This is a genomic window from Burkholderia sp. Bp8992, assembly GCF_003853705.1.
Taxonomy (GTDB): domain Bacteria; phylum Pseudomonadota; class Gammaproteobacteria; order Burkholderiales; family Burkholderiaceae; genus Burkholderia.
Genome location: NZ_QTQI01000029.1, coordinates 14,465 through 34,267 on the forward strand (window position 1 = coordinate 14,465; position 19,803 = coordinate 34,267).

Below are 19,803 nucleotides of genomic sequence, written 5' to 3' on the forward strand. Positions count from 1 at the left end.
ACTGGCACATCGCGGGTCGGCGCACGTCCGGCGCTGGCCGTTCGGCTCAGGCCGGCCGTGCCTCGTACAGCTTCACGCACGCGGAGAAATCGAGCGTGCCGAGCCCCTGCTGGCTCATCGACTGATAGAGCTGCTGCGCGAGCGCGCCCATCCACACCGGCTGATGCGCGCTCCGGGCGGCTTCGGTCGCCAGCCCGAGATCCTTCAGCATCAGGTTCGCCGCGAAGCCGCCCGCATAGCCGCGTGCGGCCGGCGCCGTGTCGCTCACGCCCGGATACGGGTTGTACGTGTCCGAGCTCCAGCAGCGGCCGGTCGACGTGTTGATGATGCCGGCCAGCACGGCCGGATCGATGCCGAGCGCGGCGCCGAGCGCCATGGCTTCCGACACGCCCATCATCGAGATCCCGAGCAGCAGGTTGTTGCAGATCTTCGCGATCTGCCCGGTGCCCGTGCCGCCGCAATGCACGACGTTCCTGCCCATGTCGAGCAGCACGGGGCGGATGCGCTCGAAGAGCGCGGCGCTCGCGCCGACCATGAAGGTCAGCGTGCCGGCCTGCGCGCCGCCGGTGCCGCCCGACACGGGCGCATCGGCGAGCGGGAAGTCGCGTCGTGCGGCGGCGTCGGCCACCGCGCGCACGGTGCCGGGATCGATCGTGCTGCAGTCGATCAGCAGTGCGCCCGCTCGCGCGCCGGCCAGCACGCCGTCGTCGCCGAGGTAGACCGCGCGCACGTGCTGCGCGGCCGGCAGCATCGTGATCGCGACAGCGCCGCGTGCGGCCGCTTCGCGCGGCGAGCCGGCCGCCGTCGCGCCTGCGCGCACCGCGGCGTCGACCGCATGTGCGTCGAGGTCGAACACCGTCAGCGCGTGGCCGGCCTTGAGCAAATTGGCGGCCATGGGGCCGCCCATGTTGCCGAGTCCGATGAATGCAATGTCCATGTGCGGGCCCTCAATCAGCGCAGCGCGATCGTCGTGTTCACGCCGCCGGCCGTCGCGTCGTCGTCGAACCAGCGCGCGGTGACCGTCTTCGTCTGCGTGTAGAACTGCACGACCTGCTTGCCGTACGGGCCGAGATCGCCGAGCTTCGAGCCGCGCGAGCCCGTGAAGCTGAAGTAGGGCACCGGCACCGGAATCGGGATGTTGATGCCGACCTGGCCGATGTCGATCTCGCTCTGGAACTTGCGTGCGGCCGCGCCGCTCTGCGTGAACAGGCCGACGCCGTTGCCCATCGGGTTGCGATTGACGAGCGCGATCGCGTCGTCGAGCGTGTCGGCTTCGAGCACGACCACCACCGGCCCGAAGATTTCTTCCGTATAGATCGACATGTCGGTCGTCACGCCCGAGAAGATCGTCGGGCCGACGAAGTTGCCCTGCTCGTAGCCGGGCACCTTCACGTCGCGGCCGTCGAGTTCCAGCTTCGCGCCGGCCTTCACGCCTTCGTCGATCAGCGCGGTGATGCGCGCCTGCGCGGCCTTCGACACGACCGGGCCGACATCGGTGCCGGGCTCGTGGCCCGCGTTGATCTTCAGCACCTTCGCCTTCTCGACGAGATCGGGCAGCCAGTCGCGCGCCTTGCCGACCAGCACGACGACCGAGGTCGCCATGCAGCGCTGGCCGGCCGCGCCGAAGCCCGCGCCGACGAGCGCGTTGATCGACTGCTCGCGGTGCGCATCGGGCAGCACAACCGCGTGGTTCTTCGCGCCCATCATCGACTGCACGCGCTTGCCGTGCTGGCTGCCGAGGTTGTACACGTGCGTGCCGACGCGCGTCGAACCGACGAACGAGATCGCCTTGATGTCCGGATGCGTGCACAGGCGGTCGACCACCGTCTTGCCGCCGTGCACGACGTTCAGCACGCCTTGCGGCACGCCGGCCTCGATCGCGAGTTCGACCAGCTGCATCGTCGACAGCGGGTCCTGCTCCGACGGCTTCAGCACGAACGTGTTGCCGCACACGATCGCCATCGGGAACATCCACAGCGGGATCATGCCGGGGAAGTTGAACGGCGTGATGCCCGCGCACACGCCGATCGGCTGGCGCAGCGTGTAGGTATCGACGCCGCCCGCGACGTTCTCCGCGAATTCGCCTTGCTGCAGCGTGCCGATCGAGCACGCATGCTCGACGACCTCGAGGCCGCGGAAGATGTCGCCCTGCGCGTCGGGCAGCGTCTTGCCTTGCTCGGCCGTCAGCGTGTGCGCGATCCGTTCGAGATTGCGGCGCACGAGGTCCTGGAACTTCAGCATGATGCGCAGCCGCGCGCCGATCGGCGTCGTCTTCCACGTCTGGAACGCGCGCTGCGCGGACGCGATCGCGGCGTCGACCTCGTCGAGCGTCGCATACGGCACGCGGCCGATCACGTCCTGCGTCGCGGGATTGACGATGTCGCTCCATTCGGCGCTCTGCGATTCGACGAATGCGCCGTCGATCAGCAGCTTGGCGGTGGGCACGGCGAGGGTGGTCTGGGGAACTGCGGCGTTCATGGAACTCTCCGGGGAAACGGTGTGGCGATGACAAAGGGGGGCTGCTCCCGCCGCGCGTGCAGGCGCGGCGGGCGGCAGGACGAACTGAAATCGATCGGATGCCGGCGGCGGGCTCACGCGCGCGCCGGGCGCATCAATGCGGTACACATGAGCGCGAACACGCCGAAGCCGACGAGGTACGCGATCACGTAGTGCGGCTGGCCGCCGCCGGCCTTGAGCAGCGACGTCGCGATCATCGGCGCGAAGCCGCCGCCGATCACGCCGGCGAGCTGCACCGACAGCGAGATGCCGCTGTAGCGGATTTCAGCGGGGAACTGCTGCGCGAACAGCAGCGATTCCGGCGCATAGAGGATCGGGAACACGACGCCGAGGCCGAGCACGATCGCCCACCATGCGGTCGACGTCTGCTGCGTGCCGAGCATCATGAAGAACGGCGCGGCGAACGCGCACATCAGCACGAGGCCGATCGCGAACATCCGGCGCTGTCCGATGCGGTCGCTCAGGTGGCCGCACAGCGGCATCGTCACGAGCGACAGCGCGGCGCCGGCCGTGATCGCGTGCAGCATCTCGGCCTTCGGCAGGTGCAGCTGCTGCGTCGCGTAGGCGAGCGCGAACGTGACGACCATGTAGAACCACGTGTTCTCCGCGGCGCGCGCGCCGACGATCGTCAGCACCTCGCGCGGATGGCGGCGCAGCGCGGTCGTTACCGGCGACTTCTCGGCCTTGCCCTGGCGCTGCATCTTCTCGAAGTCGGGCGATTCGGGCACCTTCGCGCGGATGAACCAGCCGAGCCCGACGAGCGCGATGCTCGCGAGGAACGGCACGCGCCAGCCCCACGACAGCATGTCGGCTTCCGGCAGCGCGGCGACCGCGGCCATCGCGACCGACGACAGGATCAGGCCGAGTCCGACGCCCGTCTGCGGCAGGCTGCCGAACAGCCCCTTGCGGCCTTTCGGCGCGTGTTCGACGGCCATCAGCACCGCGCCGCCCCATTCGCCGCCCACCGCCATCCCCTGCAGGAAGCGCATCGCGATCAAGAGCGCCGCGGCCCAGTAGCCGATGCTGTCGTACGACGGGATCAGCCCGATGATCATGCTCGGCACGCCCATCAGCAGCAGCGTGATCATCAGCATCGACTTGCGGCCGATGCGGTCGCCGAAGTGGCCGAACACGATGCCGCCCATCGGCCGCCCGATGAAGCCGACCGCGAACGTGCCGAACGCCGCGAGCGTGCCGACGACGGGGTCCAGCGACGGGAAGAAGATGCGGTTGAACACGAGCGCGGCGGCCGTGCCGTAGAGGAAGAAGTCGTACCACTCGATCGTCGTGCCTGCCATGCTGGCCCAGCCGGCCAGCAGGTAATGCTTCGCGGTGCGCTCGGGCGCGGGTGTCGCGATGGTCGCATGCTCATCGAGGGTGGATCGGGTCTGCATGGTGTCTCCGTGGTGGTGCCGCGGCTCGTGGTCCGCAGGTCACGGTCGAGTATAGTTATGCGCAGATTCATCATGTACCGATAAAGAAACCGGTTGGATGTGCATTTATGCATATCGACGGCCGGCCCGGAGACTCCAGCCCCTTTTTCCCTCGCCGATGCGACATGCCACCGAGCCGGTTTCCGGCAACCTGAACTGGGACGACCTGCGCTTTTTCCTCGAAGTCGCGCGCACGCAGCGCGCAAGCGGCGCCGCGAAGCGGCTCGGCGTCGACTACACGACCGTCGCGCGGCGCATCCGTGCGCTCGAGGCCGCGATGGGCACGCTGCTGTTCGACAAGTCGCGCTCCGGCGGCTTCACGCTGACGGCCGAAGGGCAGCGGCTCGTCGCGTACGCGGACGCGATGGAGACGACCGTGCAGTCGGCATGCGACCAGGTCGCGAACACCGGCGAGGCGCTGTCGGGCCACGTGCGGATCGGGTCGACGGAAGGGTTCGGCTGCTTTTTCCTCGCGCCGCAGCTCGCGCAGTTTCGCGCCGAGCATCCGCACGTGACGGTCGACCTGCTGCCCGTGCCGCATTTCGTCAACCTGCCGAAGCGCGAGGCCGACCTCGCGATCACGCTCGAGCGGCCCGAGCGCGGGCCCTACGTGGTCACGAAGCTGTGCGATTACCGGTTGCGGCTCTACGCGACGCGCGACTACCTCGCGAGCCACGCGCCGATCACCTGCACGGACGATCTCGCGCAGCACACGTTCATCAGCTACGTCGACGATCTCGCGTTCAGCAACGAGTTGCTGTACCTCGATCGCGCGGTGCCCGGTGCGACGGCCGGGCTGCGCACGACGAGCGTGATCGCGCAGTACTTCGCGGCGCTGCAGGGCGGCGGGCTCGCGATCCTGCCGTGCTTCATGGCGGCCACGCAGCCGGCGCTGGTGCCGGTGCTGCCGGACGACGTGGTCGTCACGCGGTGCTTCTGGCTGACGTGCCGCGAGGATCTGCGCAAGCTGCGGCGCGTGACCGCGCTGTGGGATTACCTGCGCGCGGCGGCGGACGCGAATCGCGCGCTGCTGTCGGGCGAATCGGGGACGCTGCGATTCGTCGGCGAGCCGGAATAGCGGGCCGCGTGCGCGTCGTGATGACGGGCCGCACGCTTCGGCATGGCGGCGGTTGTGCCATCATGTGCGCACCGACAGCCGCCAGGAGACGGTCGTGGAAATTCATTCGCAGTGGACGTTCGATTGCCGGCCCGAGCACGTGTGGCCGCATTTCCTGCATGCGCGGATGGACGACACGCGGCCGTTGCTGTTCCGCCTCGGCGTGCCGAAGCCGGTCAGCTGCCGCGTGCTCGAAGGCGTGCCGGCCGTCGGCAACACGCGGCAGTGCACGACCGATCGCGGCACCATCGACCAGCGGATTCTCGTGCTCGACGAGCATCGCCGGCTGCGTTACCGGATGGTGGCGTCGACGGTCTGGTGCCGCGACTGGGTCGGCCTGCTGGAAGACGAATTCACGCTGACGCCCGTGGAAGGCGGCAGGACACGCGTCGAGCGGCGCACCGTGTTCAGCGCGCGCGGTTTGTTCAGGCCGGTTCGGCAGATCGGTTTATGGCTCGCGTTGCAGCAGGCTCATCGATACGCGGCGCGCAACTGGCGGCGTCTCGCGATGGCGGCGCAGGGGCAGGCGGTCGCGACGGAGCCGGCATTCAACCCGGGCACTCGAGCCGATCCGCGAGCTCGTTCAGGTCCCTGACGTCGAAGTCCCACGCATCGTCGGCTTTCAGGTCGGTCGTCTGGCCGGGCCCGTGCTCGGTCGGCCGCAGCACGAACGCGGTCGACAGCCCCTGTCGGCGCGCGGCGGCGAGGTCGCCGTTGTGGGCGGCGACCAGGCACAGCTCGGCCGGTGCGAGGCCGAGAATGTCGACGGTGTCGCTGTACACCTGCGGCGACGGCTTGTACGCGCGGACGACTTCCGCGCCGAGGATCGCGTCCCACGGCAGCCCCGCGCGCTTCGCGACGTCGACCATCAGCCGGATGTTGCCGTTCGACAGCGGCGCGATGATGAAGCGCCGCTTCAGCCGGTGCAGCGCGGCGACGGCGTCGGGCCACGGGTCGAGGCTGTGCCATGCGAGGTTGAGCGTGTCGATGTCGGCGTCGGGCACGTCGTCGATGCCGAAACGGTCGAGCGTGCGGACGAGGTTTTCGCGATGCAGCACGTCGAGCCGCACGTAGCGGCGGCGCCCGCTGCGGATTTCCTCCATCGACGGCGAATATTCGGCGCGCCATGCGTCGGCGAACACGAACGGGTCGAGCGCGGGCGCGTGGCGGTCCAGGAACGCGGCAGCGCCGCGTGCGACACCGCTTCTCCAGTCGACGATCGTTCCGAAGACATCGAAAACGAGCGCCTTGATTTCGGCAGGGTTCGTCATGGTGATCCAGTGAAGGTCGTTCGATGAGGGCCTACGTCGCCGTGCCGCCGGAATGCGCGACACCGGTTCCATCGACATTGAATCACGGATACGAAAACGCGGCCCGGCCGGCCGCGATCGCGTCCCGGTCGTGCCGGAACGGAGGGGAAGGCAACGGCCGCGCGCGGCCGCCGGCCGGAAACGCCAGCGGCGGCCGCGCGTGCCGTGCCGGTCAGCTCTTGTCGTACGAGAACTGGATGCCGGCCGTGCCGCCGGTTTCGATGAACAGGTCGATGAACGCCGGCACGGTGGCGCTGCGCGCCCAGTCGCGCTGCAGTTCGCAGAACAGCTGCGCGACACTGATCATCTTGCCGCCGGCCTGCTCGATGCGGCGCAGCGCGGCTTCGTGCGCGGCGACCGACGTGCCGCCGACCGCGTCGACGACCACGTATACCTCGTAGCCGGCCTTCAGCGCGTCGAGCGCCGGGAACGTCAGGCACGCTTCGGTCCACAGCGCGGTCATGATCAGTTTCTTGCGGCCGGTCGCCTCGACGGCCTGGCGGAATTCGACGTCTTCCCACGAGTTGATGCTCGTGCGGTCGTAGGTCGGATAGCCTTCGAGCGCATGGCGCAGTTGCGGGATCGGCGGCTTGTTCAGGCCCGTCTTCACGTTCACGGTCGAGTGGACGATCGGCAGGCCGTACGCGACGGCCGCCTTCGACGCGCCGACGATGTTGTTGATCAGCAGCTGGCGATCCATCGACGCGATGGAGTTCACCTGGACCGGCTGGTAATCGATGACGATGAACGCCGCGTTCTGCGGGGTGAGCAGGTGGTCGTTCGCGGGGTCGCGAACCGGTTCGCTTGCCATGGTTGCCTCCAGTGACGTGCGGAATGTGAAGGGGGGACTTCAAGCTTAGTGAATCGATCGGGCGGCCGATGGAGCCGGCCGGGACAATTTCCGACCGCCGCGACACGCTCGATCCACGTTGAAACAGAATGCTATGCGTGCAACAACCGGCGTTCCAGTCCCTTAAAATGCCGTCAGTGTTCTATGAATGGAACAATCATGGATGACCTGAACGACCTCTACTATTTCGTGAAGGTGGTCGAGCACGGCGGGTTCACGCAGGCGGGGCGCGCGCTGGATGTGCCGAAATCGACGCTGAGCCGCCGCATCGCCGCGCTGGAAGCGAAGTACGACGTGCGGCTGCTGCAGCGCACGACGCGTCATTTCACGGTCACGGAAACCGGGCGCGAATTCTACGAGCGCTGCCTTGCCGTGCTGGTCGAGGCCGACGCCGCGCGCGAGGTGATCGAGCGGCGGCACGCGGAACCGCGCGGCGTCGTCCGCGTGAGTTGCCCGACCGCGCTGCTCGAATACCGCGTGAGCGAACTCGTCGCGCGCTTCATGGCGATTCATCCGCAGGTGCAGGTGCATCTCGAGGCAACGAACCGCCGCGTCGACCTGCTGAGCGAAGGATTCGACCTCGCGCTGCGCGTGCGCTTCCCGCCGCTGGAGGACAGCGATCTCGTGATGCGCGTGCTGGCCGACAGCCCGCAGCGGCTGGTCGCCGCGCCGCAATGGCTGGACGGGCGAGGGGCGCTGTCGGATCCGGCCGAGCTGGCCGGCGCGCCGAGTCTCGACTGGGGGCCGGCACGGCATCATCTGTGGCAACTGGTCGGGCCGAACGGCGAGCACGCGCAGTTGCGCCATCATCCGCGCTTCGTGACCGACGACATGCACGCGCTGCGCGACGCGGCGATTCATGGCGTCGGCATCGTGCAGCTGCCGTGCATGGTCGTCGAGGACGACCTGCGCGACGGCACGCTGGTCGACGTGCTGCCGGGCTGGGCGCCGAAGGGCGGCGTGGTGCACGCGGTGTTTCCGTCGCGGCGCGGGCTGCTGCCGCGCGTACGGCTGCTGATCGACTTCCTGGCCGAACACATCCGGAAGGATTGACGGGCGGCGCGCTGCCTGCGACGTCCGCGCGCGTGTCGGTCGCTGCCGCGATCGATGCGCTGAAAGCCGTGACGCGTCCGCTGCCGGGCGCGGAAGGCAGGGCAGGAACGGGGCCGGGCGCCGTCACAATCTGACGAACCGGTGTCGGCGAAGGGCTGCCTGTACTTTCGGCGGGCTGACCGCCGGGCCGCATGCGGCGGGGCAACCGCGCGTAACCCCTGATGCACGCGGATGCGCGGGTTGTCGCGGATTGGTGTTAAATATATTTCGGCGCGCCCCGACTCGGCGCGCAAAACGGGGCGCACCGGGCATCGGCGTAAACCCGGAGCGAAAACGGCACGAAAGATCGAAAACGAATCGGGCGCATCAGACCCGATCGGACAGACGGCAGGATTCATCTTGAATACCGAACCGCAAAATTCTCGTTACAGCCTCGGCCTCGCGGCGGAAGTGCTCGCGTCCGAGCAAAGCGTGCTGAGGCTGATCACGCGCAACACACCGCTGCCGGAACTGTTGGTCGAGGTCTGCCGGCGTGCCGAGGCGTTGCTCGGCGACGGCGCGTCATGCACGATCCTGCTGCTCGATACGGACGGCGCGCACGTGCGCGTCGGCGCGGCGCCGTCGCTGCCCGCGCAGTACAGCGCGGCGATCGACGGCGCGCCGATCGGGCCGGCAGCCGGCTCGTGCGGCACGGCGATGTACGAGCGCCGGATGATCGCCGTCGAAGACATCGAAACCGATCCACTGTGGGCCGACTACCGTTCCGTCGCATTGCCGTTGGGCCTGCGCGCGTGCTGGTCGGTGCCGTTTCTCGACGACACGGGCGCCGTGCTCGGCGCATTCGCCGTCTATCACCGCACACCGTGCCGGCCAAGCGATGAGGAAACCGAACTGCTGCGCGACATCGGCAACAGCGTCGGCCTCGCGGTGCACCAGGACCGGATCGCACGGCAGCTCGTGCGCAGCGAGGAGCATCACCGGCTCGTCGTCAACAGCCTGAACGAAGGAATCCTCGTCGTGTCGCGCGACGGCGTCGTGGTCGCGAGCAACCCGAGCGCGAACCGGATGATGCGCGTGAAGGGCGATCTCGTCGGCCGGCGGCTGTCCACGGTGATCCTGCGCAAGCTGCGCGAGGACGGCACACCGATCGCGCCCGACGCGTGGCCGAGCCGGCTCGCGCTCGAGACGGCCACGCCGATGCTCGACTACACGGTCGGCTTCGGCCTCGCGGACGGCGACATCATCTGGGTGCGCGGCAATGCGGTGCCGATCGTGAGGCCCGGCGAGACGCGGGCCGATTCCGTGCTCGTGTCGTTCAACGACATCGGCCCCGTGCGCGAAGCGCAGCAGCAACTGCGCTACCTGGCGACGCGCGATGCGCTGACGGGCCTCTACAACCGCCGCTGGCTCGCCGACCGCATGCGCGAGCTGTTCGGCGGGCACGATGCGGCGGGCGGGCCCGCGCGCGTCGCGATCCTGTTCATCGATCTCGTCGGTTTCAAGAAGGTCAACGACACGGCCGGCCACGACGCGGGCGACGCGCTGCTGCGCAGCGTCGCGGCGCGGCTCGCGGCCTGCGCGGGCGGCCGCTACGCGCTCACGCGCGTCGGCGGCGACGAGTTCGTGATCCTCGTCGACGACTGCGACGATCCCGACCGCCTCGCGGTGCTCGCGCGCGAGGTGATCGACGCGATCGCGAAGCCGTTCGCGATCGCGAACAACGAGTACTGGCTCGGCGTGTCGATCGGGATCAGCGTGGCGCCCCGTGACGGCGACGATGCGGTCACGCTGATGCGCAACGCCGATTCGGCGATGTACGACGCGAAGCAGCGCGGCCGCAACCATTTCACGTTCTTCACCGCGCAGCTCAACCTGCGGCTGCAGCGCCGCTTCGCGGTCGAGCAGTCGCTGCGGCGCGCGCTGACGTCGGACATGCTGCGGCTCGCGTATCAGCCCGTCGTCGATGCGCGCAGCGGCCGCACGGTCGGTGCGGAAGCGCTGCTGCGCTGGACCAGCCCGGAGCTCGGGCCGATGTCGCCGGCGGAATTCATTCCGGTCGCGGAAGATACGGGGCTGATCGTCGCGATCGGCCAGTGGGTGCTCGAAACGGCCTGCAGGCAGGCGGCCGAATGGCGCCGCACGATCGCCCCCGACCTGATGCTGGCCGTCAACCTGTCGCCCCGGCAGTTCCACGAAGGGCTCGTCGAATCGGTCGGCCGCTGTCTCGCGCAAACGCAGCTCGATCCGTCCGCGCTCGAACTCGAGATCACCGAAGGACTGCTGATGAACGACACGGACACCGTGCTGCCGATGCTCGAAGCGCTCACGGACATGAACGTGCGGATCTCGGTCGACGATTTCGGTACCGGCTATTCGTCGCTCGCCTACCTGAAGCGCTTTCCGCTGCACAACCTGAAAGTCGACCGCTCGTTCGTGTCGGGCGTGCCCGATCATCACGACTCGGTCGCGATCACGCAGGCCGTCGTCGCGATGGCGCATTCGCTCGGCATGAAGGTCACGGCGGAGGGCGTCGAGACGCAGGCGCAGTCGTGGTTCCTGCAGCAGATCGGCTGCGACATGCAGCAGGGCTACCTGTTCAGCCGCCCGCTGGACCCGAACGACTACGCGCGCCGGCTCGGCGCCGCGTAAGCGACGCGCGCGATCAGTCGCGCGGCGCGCCGAACTCGCCGGCGCCGGGCGGCGTCGGCGACGTATCGATCTCGACGCGGTTCTTGCCTTCGTGCTTCGCGCGATACAGCGCGCGGTCGGCCGCTTCGATCAGCACGGTCGTCGGCAGGCCGGGCGCGGGCACGATGCTCGCGCCGCCGATGCTGATCGTCACGGTGTTGCCGGTCGACGAATGCGCGTGCCGCAGCCGCAGCGCCTCGATGGCGAGCCGGATCTTCTCGCCGAGCAGCCGCGCCGCGCCCGGCGACGTGGCCGGCATCACGACCGCGAACTCCTCGCCGCCGAAGCGCGCGGCGAGATCGCCCGATTGCCCGAGGCAGCGCTCGATGGTCGACGCGATCTGCTTGAGCACGCTGTCGCCCGACACGTGTCCGTACGTGTCGTTGTACAGCTTGAAATTGTCGACGTCGATCATCAGCAGCGACAGCTCGCTGCGCTCGCGCGTGCCGCGGCGCCATTCGGCGGCCAGGTATTCGTCGAGATAGCGCCGGTTCGACAGCCCCGTCAGGCCGTCGGAATGCGTGAGGCGCCGCAGTTCGAGATTGGCTTCGAGCAGTTGCTGCTGCGACTGCCGCAGCGCGCGATAGGCCTCGTCGCGCTGCAGCAGGTTCATATATGAACGCGAGTGGTAGCGGATGCGCGCGACGAGCTCGATGCGATCGGGCAGCTTCACGAGATAGTCGTTCGCACCGGCCGCGAACGCGGCGCTCTTGATCACCGGTTCTTCCTGCGTCGACAGCACGATGATCGGCACGTCGCGTGTCGCCGGGTTCGCGCGGTACGACTTCACGAGGCTCAGCCCGTCGATGCCGGGCATCACGAGGTCCTGCAGGATCACGGTCGGCCGCGTGTCGATCGCGGTGGCCATCGCGTCGTCCGAGCGCGGGCAGTAGTGGAAGTCGATGCCTTCCTCGTCGACGAGCGCGCGCCGTACGGCTTCCGCGACGATCGTCTGGTCGTCGACCAGCAGCACCATGGCCGGCACGTCGGCGGTCGGCGTGATCGGGCTGCCCGGCGGGCGGGTCAGGTCGCTAGTCATGATCGATGCGGCGTGTTGCGAGGGCAGGCATGGGTGTTGCACGTGTTCATCGGGCTCAGATCCGTGCGAGCGCCGCCAGCTCGCCCGCGATGCGTCCGAGCGGCAGGATCGCGCGCGCCGCGCCGAGCGTCGCGGCTGCCTTCGGCATGCCGTACACGGCGCTGGTCGCCTCGTCCTGCGCGATCGTATGGTAGCCCTTCATCCGCAGCGCCTTCAGGCCGATCGCACCGTCGCGCCCCATCCCCGTCAGCAGCACGCCGATCACGCGGCCGGGCCAGTGCTCGGTCAGGCTGTTGAAGAACACGTCGACCGATGGACGATACGGCGTGGCGGCCGGCTCGCGCGTGTATTCGAGCGTGCCGGTGCGCGTGATGCGCAGATGATCGTCGGTCGCGGCGAGCAGCGCGACGCCCGGCTGCGGGCGGTCGCCTTCGCGCGCGACGCGCACGGCGAGCGGCGTCTGGCCGTCGAGCCATTGCGCCATGCCTTCCGCGAACGCGCGGTCGACGTGCTGCACGATCACGATCGGCGCGCTGAAATCGGCTGGCAGGCCGCCGAGGATCGATGCGAGCGCGCCCGGGCCGCCGGCCGACGCACCGATCGCGATCAGCGGGCCGCCGCCGGCGCGGGCGGCCGTGCCGGCGAGGCGCGTGCCGCCCGGCGCGTCGAGCAGCCGGCCGATCTGGTCGATCTTCGCGAGCAGGAGTCGGGTCGTGTCGCCGGCCGCGCCGTCGCCGAGCCGCGGCGTATCGACCGCGTCGAGCGCACCGGCGCCCATCGCCTCGAATACGCGCCACGCATTCGCGCCGATGCAGCTCGTCACGATCAGGATCGCGCACGGTCGTTCGGATCGCATGATCCGCCGCGTCGCTTCGATCCCGTCGAATTTCGGCATGACCAGGTCCATCAGCACGACGTCGGGCGGCTGCGCGGCGCACAGTTCGACGGCCTGCGCGCCGTCGGTCGCGACCCACAGCACGCGGTGCTCGGGCCGGCGCGCGATCGCACGGCGCATCGCCTCGACGGCAAGCGGGAGGTCGTTGACGATGCCGATGTTCACAAGCGGAATTCTCCGGTCGGTTCGTAGTGTTGGAGGATGGCCGGGTTCATGGAAGGGGCTGCCTGTCCGGTGCCGCCGGGTGGCATCGGCGGCCGGACGGCACGGTTTTCTTTTGGGTTGACGACGCCCCGCATGCTGTCATGCGGCGCGGACGGCGGCAATCGAAAAATTTGCCCATTGTGCCGTTTCAGTGCGTTTCCTCCATGACTGCACGGTGTTTCCGGGCGATACGGGGCGGCGGGCCGGTGCATCCGCGCCTGCCGGGCCGTCGAACCGTGCCGGCGCAGGCCGCGCTAGCGGGCATGTTACCGTGCCGGCGTCGACAAACAGGAAGGGGGAGAACCGGATGACCGTGCCCGATACCGTACTCGTCAGCCGCGATCCGTACGCGCCGGCCGTGATCGAGCGCGACGGCCGGTTGCCGTACCGGATCGCCATCGTGAGCGGGCATGCGTCGTTCCACCGCGAATTTCCGGTCGATCCGGACGCGGTGCACGTGCTGCGCGACGACGCCGAACGCGACTACTTCCTGTTCGCGGTGCTTCACCATCCGTACCGGCCGAGCGCGACGAACCTGTCCGACGCGGCGCGCGAACGCTACTTCGGCACGATCCTGTTTGCCGGCCGCGCAGCGGATGCGCGGCCGCGTCGTCAATGGCTGCGCGCGTAGCCCTGGATCAGCGCGCGCATCATCCCCTCGACCGTCGCGTCGCGCAGGTCGCCTTCCTGCTCGGCTTCCTCGACGAGCGCGGCATAGGCCGTCGCGAGCGTCACGCGGTCGACTTCATGGCGTTGCTCCATCAGCGTCACCATCCCGTCCTTCGCCAGATGAGCCGAGAACGCGCGGCTGCCGATGGTCTGGAATACGTCAATCATGGCGGCTCTCCCGTCCGTTGCCGATGCTTTCCAGTGTAGTCGGCGGCCCAGGGCTCCGCCACGCACCGCGGCCGGTCGACCAGCCGGCCGCTGTTTCCTCCGATGAAACACCGTCGACACACGGCCGGGGCACGGTATCCGCACACTTCAACGTTTACCCGAACCCGCAAATTGTCGACTTTTTATCGATAAAGTCTCGTGTTAGATTTCGCCGTCCGAGCCCGATGCAAACCGGGCCGGCAGCGTGCGGCCGGCGTGCCGCGCGTCCAGACACAAGGAGGGGAAATGCTGGTGCTGATTGGGGTGCCGATCGTCGTGATCGGTTTCGCGCTGCGCTTCAACGCGCTGCTGGTGGTCACGATCGCGGGGCTCGCGACGGGGCTCGCGGGCGGGCTGAATCTCGTCGACATCGTCAGTGCGTTCGGCAAGGCGTTTACCGAAAACCGCTACATGGGGCTGATCTGGCTGACGCTGCCGGTGATCGCGCTGCTCGAGCGCAACGGGCTCAAGGAGCAGGCGAGGCGGATGATCTCGCGCGTGCAGGCGGCCACCACGGGCCGCGTGCTGATGCTGTACTTCGTGCTGCGCCAGGCCACGGCCGCGCTCGGCCTCACGTCGCTCGGCGGCCACGCGCAGATGGTGCGGCCGCTGATCGCGCCGATGGCCGAAGCCGCCGCCGTCAGCCGGCACGGCGAACTGCCCGAGGCCGTGCGCCAGCAGATTCGCGCGCATGCGTCGGGCGCCGACAACGTCGCCGTGTTCTTCGGCGAGGACATCTTCATCGCGATCCAGTCGATCCTGCTGATCAAGGGCTTTCTCGAACAGAACGGGATCTCGATCGAGCCGCTGCACCTGTCGGTGTGGGCGATCCCGACCGCGATCGCCGCGCTGCTGATCCACTGCACGCGCCTCGCGCTGCTCGACCGCCGGTTGACGCGCGGCTTCGGCCTGGTGAAGCAGGAGGGCGCGCGATGATCGGCCTGGAATCGCTGTACACGCTCGCGGGGCTGATGTTCGCCGCGTTCGCATGCTTCAACCTGACGGACCGCACGAACCCGCGCCGCGTCTTCAATTTCGCGTTCTGGGCGATCTACGCGGCCACGTTTCTGTTCGGCGCGCTACTGCCGCACTTCGTGACGGGCTGCCTCGCGATCGCGCTGGCGGTGATCGCGGGCTCCGGCAAGCTCGGGCGCGGCAAGTCCGACGAAGCGGGCGAAGCGGCGGCCGTGCGGCGCGAGACGCTCGCGCAGCGTTTCGGCAACCGGCTGTTCCTGCCCGCGCTGCTGATTCCGCTCGTCACGTTGATCGGCACGTTCGCGCTGAAGCACGTGCCGTTCGTCGATCCGAAGAGCGTGACGCTGATTTCGCTCGTGCTCGGCACGATCGTCGCGTTCGTCGTCGCGCTCGCGATGCTGCGCGATTCGCCCGTGCATGCGTTGAAGGAAGCACGCCACACGATGGACGCGGTCGGCTGGGCCGCGATCCTGCCGCAGATGCTCGCGGCGCTCGGCGCGCTGTTCGCGGTCGCGGGCGTCGGCGGCGTGGTGTCGGGGCTCGTGAGGGAGTGGGTGCCGATCGATTCGCCGTTCGCGGTGGTGGCGGCGTACACCGTCGGCATGGCGCTGTTCACGATGATCATGGGCAACGGCTTCGCCGCGTTTCCGGTGATGACGGCCGGCATCGGCCTGCCGCTGATCGTCCACCAGTTCCACGGCAACCCGGCGATCGTCGGCGCGATCGGGATGCTGAGCGGCTTCTGCGGTACGCTGATGACGCCGATGGCCGCGAACTTCAACATCGTGCCGGCGGCGCTGCTCGAACTGAAGGACAAGAACGGCGTGATCAAGACGCAGTGGCCGACAGCCTTGCTGCTGCTCGCCGTGAACACGCTGCTGATGTATGCGTTCGCATTCCGCTTCTGACGAGAGACGCACATGACCGACCGACTCACCCCCGAACTCGCCTCGAAATTCGCATCGCTCGCGCTCGCGCACCTGACCCGCGAATATCCGAACAAGCTCACGCATTCGCTCGAAGGCCCGCACGACGTACAGGGCCCGCGTGCGCTGCACCCGATCTTCTACGGCAGCTACGACTGGCACTCGTGCGTGCACGGCTACTGGCTCGTGCTGCGCGTGCTCGAACGCTACCCGGCGTTGCCGGAAGCCGAGCGCATCGTCGCGACCGTCGATGCGCACTTCACCGACGCGAACGTCGCCGGCGAGCGCGCGTATCTCGCGCTGCCGCACAACAGCGGCTTCGAGCGGCCCTACGGCTGGGCGTGGCTGCTCGCGCTTTCCGCTCAGCTCGAGCGACTCGCGCTGAAGGGTGTGCTGCCGCAGGCCGCGCGCTGGGCGAAGACGATGGCGCCGCTCACCGAGCTGTTCGTGTCGCGTTTCGAAACCTTCCTGCCGAAAGCGACCTATCCGCTGCGCGTGGGCACGCATTTCAACACTGCGTTCGCGCTGGCGCTCACGCTCGACTTCGCGCGCGACACGCAGCGCGACGGGCTCGCGGCATTGATCGTCGATACCGCGCGGCGCTGGCACCTGAACGACGTCGCGTGCCAGGCGTGGGAGCCGTCGGGCGACGAATTCCTGTCGCCTGCACTGATGGAAGCCGAGCTGATGCGGCGCGTGCTGCCGGCCGCCGAATTCGACGGCTGGTTCGCGCGCTTCCTGCCCGATCTCGCGCGCGGCGAGCCGGCGACGCTGTTCGAGCCGGCGACGGTCAGCGACCGCAGCGACGGCAAGATCGCGCACCTCGACGGGCTGAACCTGAGCCGCGCGTGGTGCCAGCGCGCGCTGGCCGGCGCGCTGCCGGAAGGCGACGCGCGGCGCGCGAAGCTGCTCGACGCGGCCGACCGGCATCTCGCGAGCGCGCTCGCGCACGTGGCCGGCGACTACATGGGCGAGCACTGGCTCGCGACGTTCGCGCTGCTCGCGCTGGACGCGTAGCGCGCGAAACCCCGCCGGCGGCAAGGTCTTCGGCGCGCGGCTATACTCGCCGCTCGGGCCGTTTCGCGCAGCATGCGTTGCACGAAACGGCCATCCGCCAGTTCGCCGCCTCGCCATGGACAAGCTGATTTCCTACGTTGCCGCGATCCACGGGCTCGCCGGCCCGGTGCAGATCGTGTCGCATGCTACGTCGCACGACCGCTGGACCGACGACGATGTCGAGGTCACGCGTGCCGAAACCGAATACCGCTTCGACAACGGCGCGATCGTGCGCCGCTCGGTCGAGCAGGACCGCGCACCGTCCGACCTGCTGTGCGCGGAATGCTGGATCGACTACGACGTGCTCCACCATCCCGATGCGCAGCCGATCAGCCCGTCGCGGCTGACGTTCGACAACGCGTGCCGCGAAACCTTCTGGCTGCGCTACCACCTCGCGTGAACGAGCGAATGCGCACGGTCGTCCCGGCCCAAAGCGGTATGAAGGATTCGGAGCGGGGATACAAGAAAGGCATGCAGCAAGCGATGAAGTGCTTCACGAACGTGAAGACGGATTCGCTGCCGTGGTGAGCGAAGCGGGGAAGGGCGTGTCACGCCCTCCCGCCGCCCTGGGCGTTACTGGTAGAAGTTGAGCGTGACCATCGCCGAACGACCCGGCGCCCACGTCGCGTAGATCGGGTACGCGCTCGCGTAATACTTCTTGTCGAACAGGTTCTGCACGTTGAGCTGCACGTCCATCGTCTTGTTCACGCGCCACGTCGCGGCCGCGTCGAAGCGTGCATAGCCGGGCGTCCACTTCCTGGTCGTCGCCGACACCGACGCGTAGGTCTGGCTCATCACCGTCGCACCCGCGCCGAGCGTGAGCTTCGGCATCACGTCGTAGCTCGTCCACAGCGTGAAGTTGTGCTTCGGCACCATCACCATCGGCAGGCCCGATGCGCCCGGGCTGCCGGGGCCGGCGTCGGTCGTGATCGCGTTCAGGTACGAGTAGCCGCCGAACACGTGCCACTTCGGCGTCAGGTTGCCCGCGAAGCCGAATTCGAAACCGCGCACGCGCTGCTTGCCCGCGTTGACCGTGTGACCGAGGCCGTCGCTCACGCGCGCGTTGGTCTTTTCGGTCTGGAACAGGGCCGACGTCAGCGACAGCTGATCCTGCAGCACGTCCCACTTCGCGCCGATCTCGATGTTGCGCGAGCGCTCGGGCGCGAGGTCCTGGTTCGTCGCGGTGATCTGGTCGGTGCCGCCGCCGAGGCCGCCGTTCGAGCCCGGCGGGTTCGACGACGTGCCGTACGACGCGTACAGGCTCACGTTGGTCACCGGCTTGAACACGAGGCCGAACTGGTAGCTGAACAGGTTCGACGTGTTCGACAGGTCGGCGACGCCGGCCTGCTTGCCGGTCGTGTCGTAACGGTCGAAACGCAGCCCCGTGTTGAACTGCCAGCGCTCGGACAGTTTCACGGTGTCGAAGAGGTACGCGGATACCGTATCGGTGCGCGTGTTCGTCGTCGCACCGGGGAAGCCCTTGTCGCCGTTCAGCACGATGTTGCCGGTCCACGCCATGTTCGGGTTCCAGCCGCCGGCAAGCGGCGTGCAGTTGCCGGCCACCGAGCACGGGCCGCCCGAGCGGATGTTGTTGCCGGCCGAATCCGACACGAGATAGCCCTCGTAGCGCGCCTGTTCATGGCTGAACTCGACCCCGGCCGTCATCGTGTGCCTCATGCCGAACAGGCTGGCGCTGCCGGTGACTTCGGTCTGGTTCGAGAAGCCGTTGAGCGCGTACTTGCCGCTCTTCGCCTGCAGGCCCAGCAGGTTCGGGTTCGATGCGAGGATCTGCGGATTCGTCGCCACGTAGTCGAGCGTCGAGCGGCCGAACATCGTCGTGTTCCTCAGCTTCCAGTCGTCGTTGATCTTGTGCTCGATGCGCACTTCGCCGGTGTCGGTCTGCCCGTAGCGGTAATCGCGCGTGTTCAGCCCGAAGAACTGCCCGCGATCGGTCGGCACCGGCGTGCCGCCCGACGCGCGGAACGGCACGCTGAAGTCCGGCATGTCGTACGAGTTCATGTGGTAGTAGCTGATCGTCACCGTGGTCGGCGTGTTCAGCCCGAACACGATCGACGGCGCGACGCCCCAGCGCTTGTTGTACACGTCGTTGCGGCCGGCCTGGTTCGCGTCGTGACCCATCACGTTCAGGCGCACGGCCGTCGTGTCGTTGATCTTGCGGTTCGCGTCGACCGTCGCGCGCTTGTAGCCGTCGGTGCCGAAGCCGATGCTGCTGTTGATGAAGTTGTCGTTCTTCGGCGTCTTCGTGACGATGTCGATGCTGCCGCCCACCGAGCCGCGGCCCGCGTAGACCGAATCGGGGCCCTTGATCACGCTGATCTGCTCGACCGCGAACGTCTCGCGGTTCTGCAGCCCCGAGTCGCGCATCCCGTCGACGAAGATCGAGTTGCGCGATTCGAAGCCGCGGATCACCGGGCGGTCGGCCGACGGGTTCGCGGCCGCGTCGCCGCCGAGGAACGTGATGCCGGGCACCGAGCGCAGCGCGTCCGCGAACGACGTGACGTTCTTTTCCTTGATCAACTGCTCGGGAATCACGGTAACCGAGCGCGGCGTGTCGAGCAGCGGCGCGGTGAACTTGTACGACGGCGAGCGCTTCACCTGCATGTCCGACAGCGCCGACGACTGGACCTCGATCGTCGGCAGCGCCGCCGGGACGTCGGCGGCAGGGGCGGGAACGGTAGCGGGAGCGGTTGCGGCGGAAGCGAGCAGCGGCGTCAGGAAAACGGAGCAGGTCAGCGCCGACACGAGGGCGCGAGGCCTCGTCTTGAACTGGGCAGGCATATCGGGAAGCAGCGGAGGATTCGGTGATCGGGTGCGTTTTCGCGATGCGGGCAGCACTGCCCGAA

18 protein-coding genes are annotated in these 19,803 nt (G+C 68.4%); 9 read left to right on the top strand and 9 right to left on the bottom strand.

The window, feature by feature from the left end:
* Positions 1–46: 46 nt before the first annotated feature.
* From mmsB to DIE03_RS31420, 3 genes are all read right to left on the bottom strand, one after another.
* Positions 47–937 (bottom strand): 3-hydroxyisobutyrate dehydrogenase, encoded by an 891-nt coding sequence (gene mmsB / locus DIE03_RS31410; protein WP_124456085.1) that lies wholly within the window; start codon positions 935–937, stop codon positions 47–49.
* Between the two features lie 14 nt (positions 938–951).
* Complete coding sequence (locus DIE03_RS31415) at positions 952–2,478, bottom strand: CoA-acylating methylmalonate-semialdehyde dehydrogenase (RefSeq protein ID WP_124456086.1); 1,527 nt, start codon at positions 2,476–2,478, stop codon at positions 952–954.
* Between the two features lie 113 nt (positions 2,479–2,591).
* Positions 2,592–3,911, bottom strand: coding sequence for an MFS transporter (locus DIE03_RS31420; protein ID WP_124456087.1), 1,320 nt, complete (start codon positions 3,909–3,911; stop codon positions 2,592–2,594).
* A 157-nt stretch (positions 3,912–4,068) separates the two neighbouring features.
* Here DIE03_RS31420 and DIE03_RS31425 point away from each other — a divergent pair, with 157 nt between their 5' ends.
* Positions 4,069–5,028, top strand: a complete 960-nt coding sequence (locus DIE03_RS31425; RefSeq protein ID WP_124456088.1) for a LysR family transcriptional regulator — start codon at positions 4,069–4,071, stop codon at positions 5,026–5,028.
* Positions 5,029–5,122: 94 nt separating this feature from the next.
* Positions 5,123–5,662, top strand: coding sequence for an SRPBCC family protein (locus DIE03_RS31430; protein WP_221623706.1), 540 nt, complete (start codon positions 5,123–5,125; stop codon positions 5,660–5,662).
* Here the strand turns inward: DIE03_RS31430 and DIE03_RS31435 are convergent.
* Positions 5,616–6,338 (bottom strand): haloacid dehalogenase type II, encoded by a 723-nt coding sequence (locus DIE03_RS31435; protein WP_124456089.1) that lies wholly within the window; start codon positions 6,336–6,338, stop codon positions 5,616–5,618. The genes DIE03_RS31430 and DIE03_RS31435 overlap by 47 nt on opposite strands.
* A gap of 211 nt (positions 6,339–6,549) precedes the next feature.
* Entirely contained in the window at positions 6,550–7,188 is a 639-nt protein-coding gene (locus DIE03_RS31440; protein ID WP_124456090.1) for a hydrolase, read from the bottom strand.
* Between the two features lie 198 nt (positions 7,189–7,386).
* Between DIE03_RS31440 and DIE03_RS31445 the strand changes: the two genes are divergently transcribed.
* Together DIE03_RS31445 and DIE03_RS31450 are read left to right on the top strand one after the other, a co-directional pair.
* Complete coding sequence (locus DIE03_RS31445) at positions 7,387–8,280, top strand: LysR substrate-binding domain-containing protein (RefSeq protein ID WP_124456091.1); 894 nt, start codon at positions 7,387–7,389, stop codon at positions 8,278–8,280.
* Between the two features lie 399 nt (positions 8,281–8,679).
* Positions 8,680–10,929, top strand: a complete 2,250-nt coding sequence (locus tag DIE03_RS31450) for a bifunctional diguanylate cyclase/phosphodiesterase (RefSeq protein ID WP_124456092.1) — start codon at positions 8,680–8,682, stop codon at positions 10,927–10,929.
* A 13-nt stretch (positions 10,930–10,942) separates the two neighbouring features.
* Here the strand turns inward: DIE03_RS31450 and DIE03_RS31455 are convergent, their stop codons facing one another.
* Complete coding sequence (locus tag DIE03_RS31455; protein ID WP_124456093.1) at positions 10,943–12,007, bottom strand: diguanylate cyclase; 1,065 nt, start codon at positions 12,005–12,007, stop codon at positions 10,943–10,945.
* Between the two features lie 55 nt (positions 12,008–12,062).
* Complete coding sequence (locus tag DIE03_RS31460; protein ID WP_124456094.1) at positions 12,063–13,067, bottom strand: chemotaxis response regulator protein-glutamate methylesterase; 1,005 nt, start codon at positions 13,065–13,067, stop codon at positions 12,063–12,065.
* Positions 13,068–13,413: 346 nt separating this feature from the next.
* Between DIE03_RS31460 and DIE03_RS31465 the strand changes: the two genes are divergently transcribed.
* Positions 13,414–13,737: a hypothetical protein gene (locus DIE03_RS31465; RefSeq protein ID WP_260434984.1), complete on the top strand. Its 324-nt coding sequence runs from the start codon at positions 13,414–13,416 to the stop codon at positions 13,735–13,737.
* On the opposite strand, the gene DIE03_RS31470 is transcribed toward DIE03_RS31465, so the two are convergent.
* Positions 13,719–13,943 carry a hypothetical protein gene (locus DIE03_RS31470; RefSeq protein WP_027782734.1) on the bottom strand — a complete coding sequence of 75 codons (225 nt, stop codon included), beginning with the start codon at positions 13,941–13,943 and terminating at the stop codon, positions 13,719–13,721. The genes DIE03_RS31465 and DIE03_RS31470 overlap by 19 nt on opposite strands.
* Before the next feature lie 285 nt (positions 13,944–14,228).
* On the opposite strand from DIE03_RS31470, the gene DIE03_RS31475 reads away from it, so the two are divergent.
* From DIE03_RS31475 to DIE03_RS31490, 4 genes are all read left to right on the top strand, one after another.
* On the top strand, positions 14,229–14,918 hold the full coding sequence (locus DIE03_RS31475; protein WP_124456095.1) for a DUF969 domain-containing protein: 690 nt from the start codon (positions 14,229–14,231) through the stop codon (positions 14,916–14,918).
* Positions 14,915–15,865: a DUF979 domain-containing protein gene (locus tag DIE03_RS31480; protein ID WP_124456096.1), complete on the top strand. Its 951-nt coding sequence runs from the start codon at positions 14,915–14,917 to the stop codon at positions 15,863–15,865. Before DIE03_RS31475 ends, DIE03_RS31480 begins: the two co-directional genes overlap by 4 nt.
* 12 nt (positions 15,866–15,877) lie before the next feature.
* A complete protein-coding gene (locus tag DIE03_RS31485) occupies positions 15,878–16,900 on the top strand; it encodes a DUF2891 domain-containing protein (RefSeq protein WP_124456097.1) in 1,023 nt (340 codons plus the stop codon).
* 115 nt (positions 16,901–17,015) lie between these two features.
* Complete coding sequence (locus tag DIE03_RS31490; protein WP_124456098.1) at positions 17,016–17,339, top strand: hypothetical protein; 324 nt, start codon at positions 17,016–17,018, stop codon at positions 17,337–17,339.
* Positions 17,340–17,512: 173 nt separating this feature from the next.
* On the opposite strand, the gene DIE03_RS31495 is transcribed toward DIE03_RS31490, so the two are convergent.
* Complete coding sequence (locus DIE03_RS31495) at positions 17,513–19,738, bottom strand: TonB-dependent siderophore receptor (protein ID WP_124456099.1); 2,226 nt, start codon at positions 19,736–19,738, stop codon at positions 17,513–17,515.
* Between the last annotated feature and the right edge of the window lie 65 nt (positions 19,739–19,803).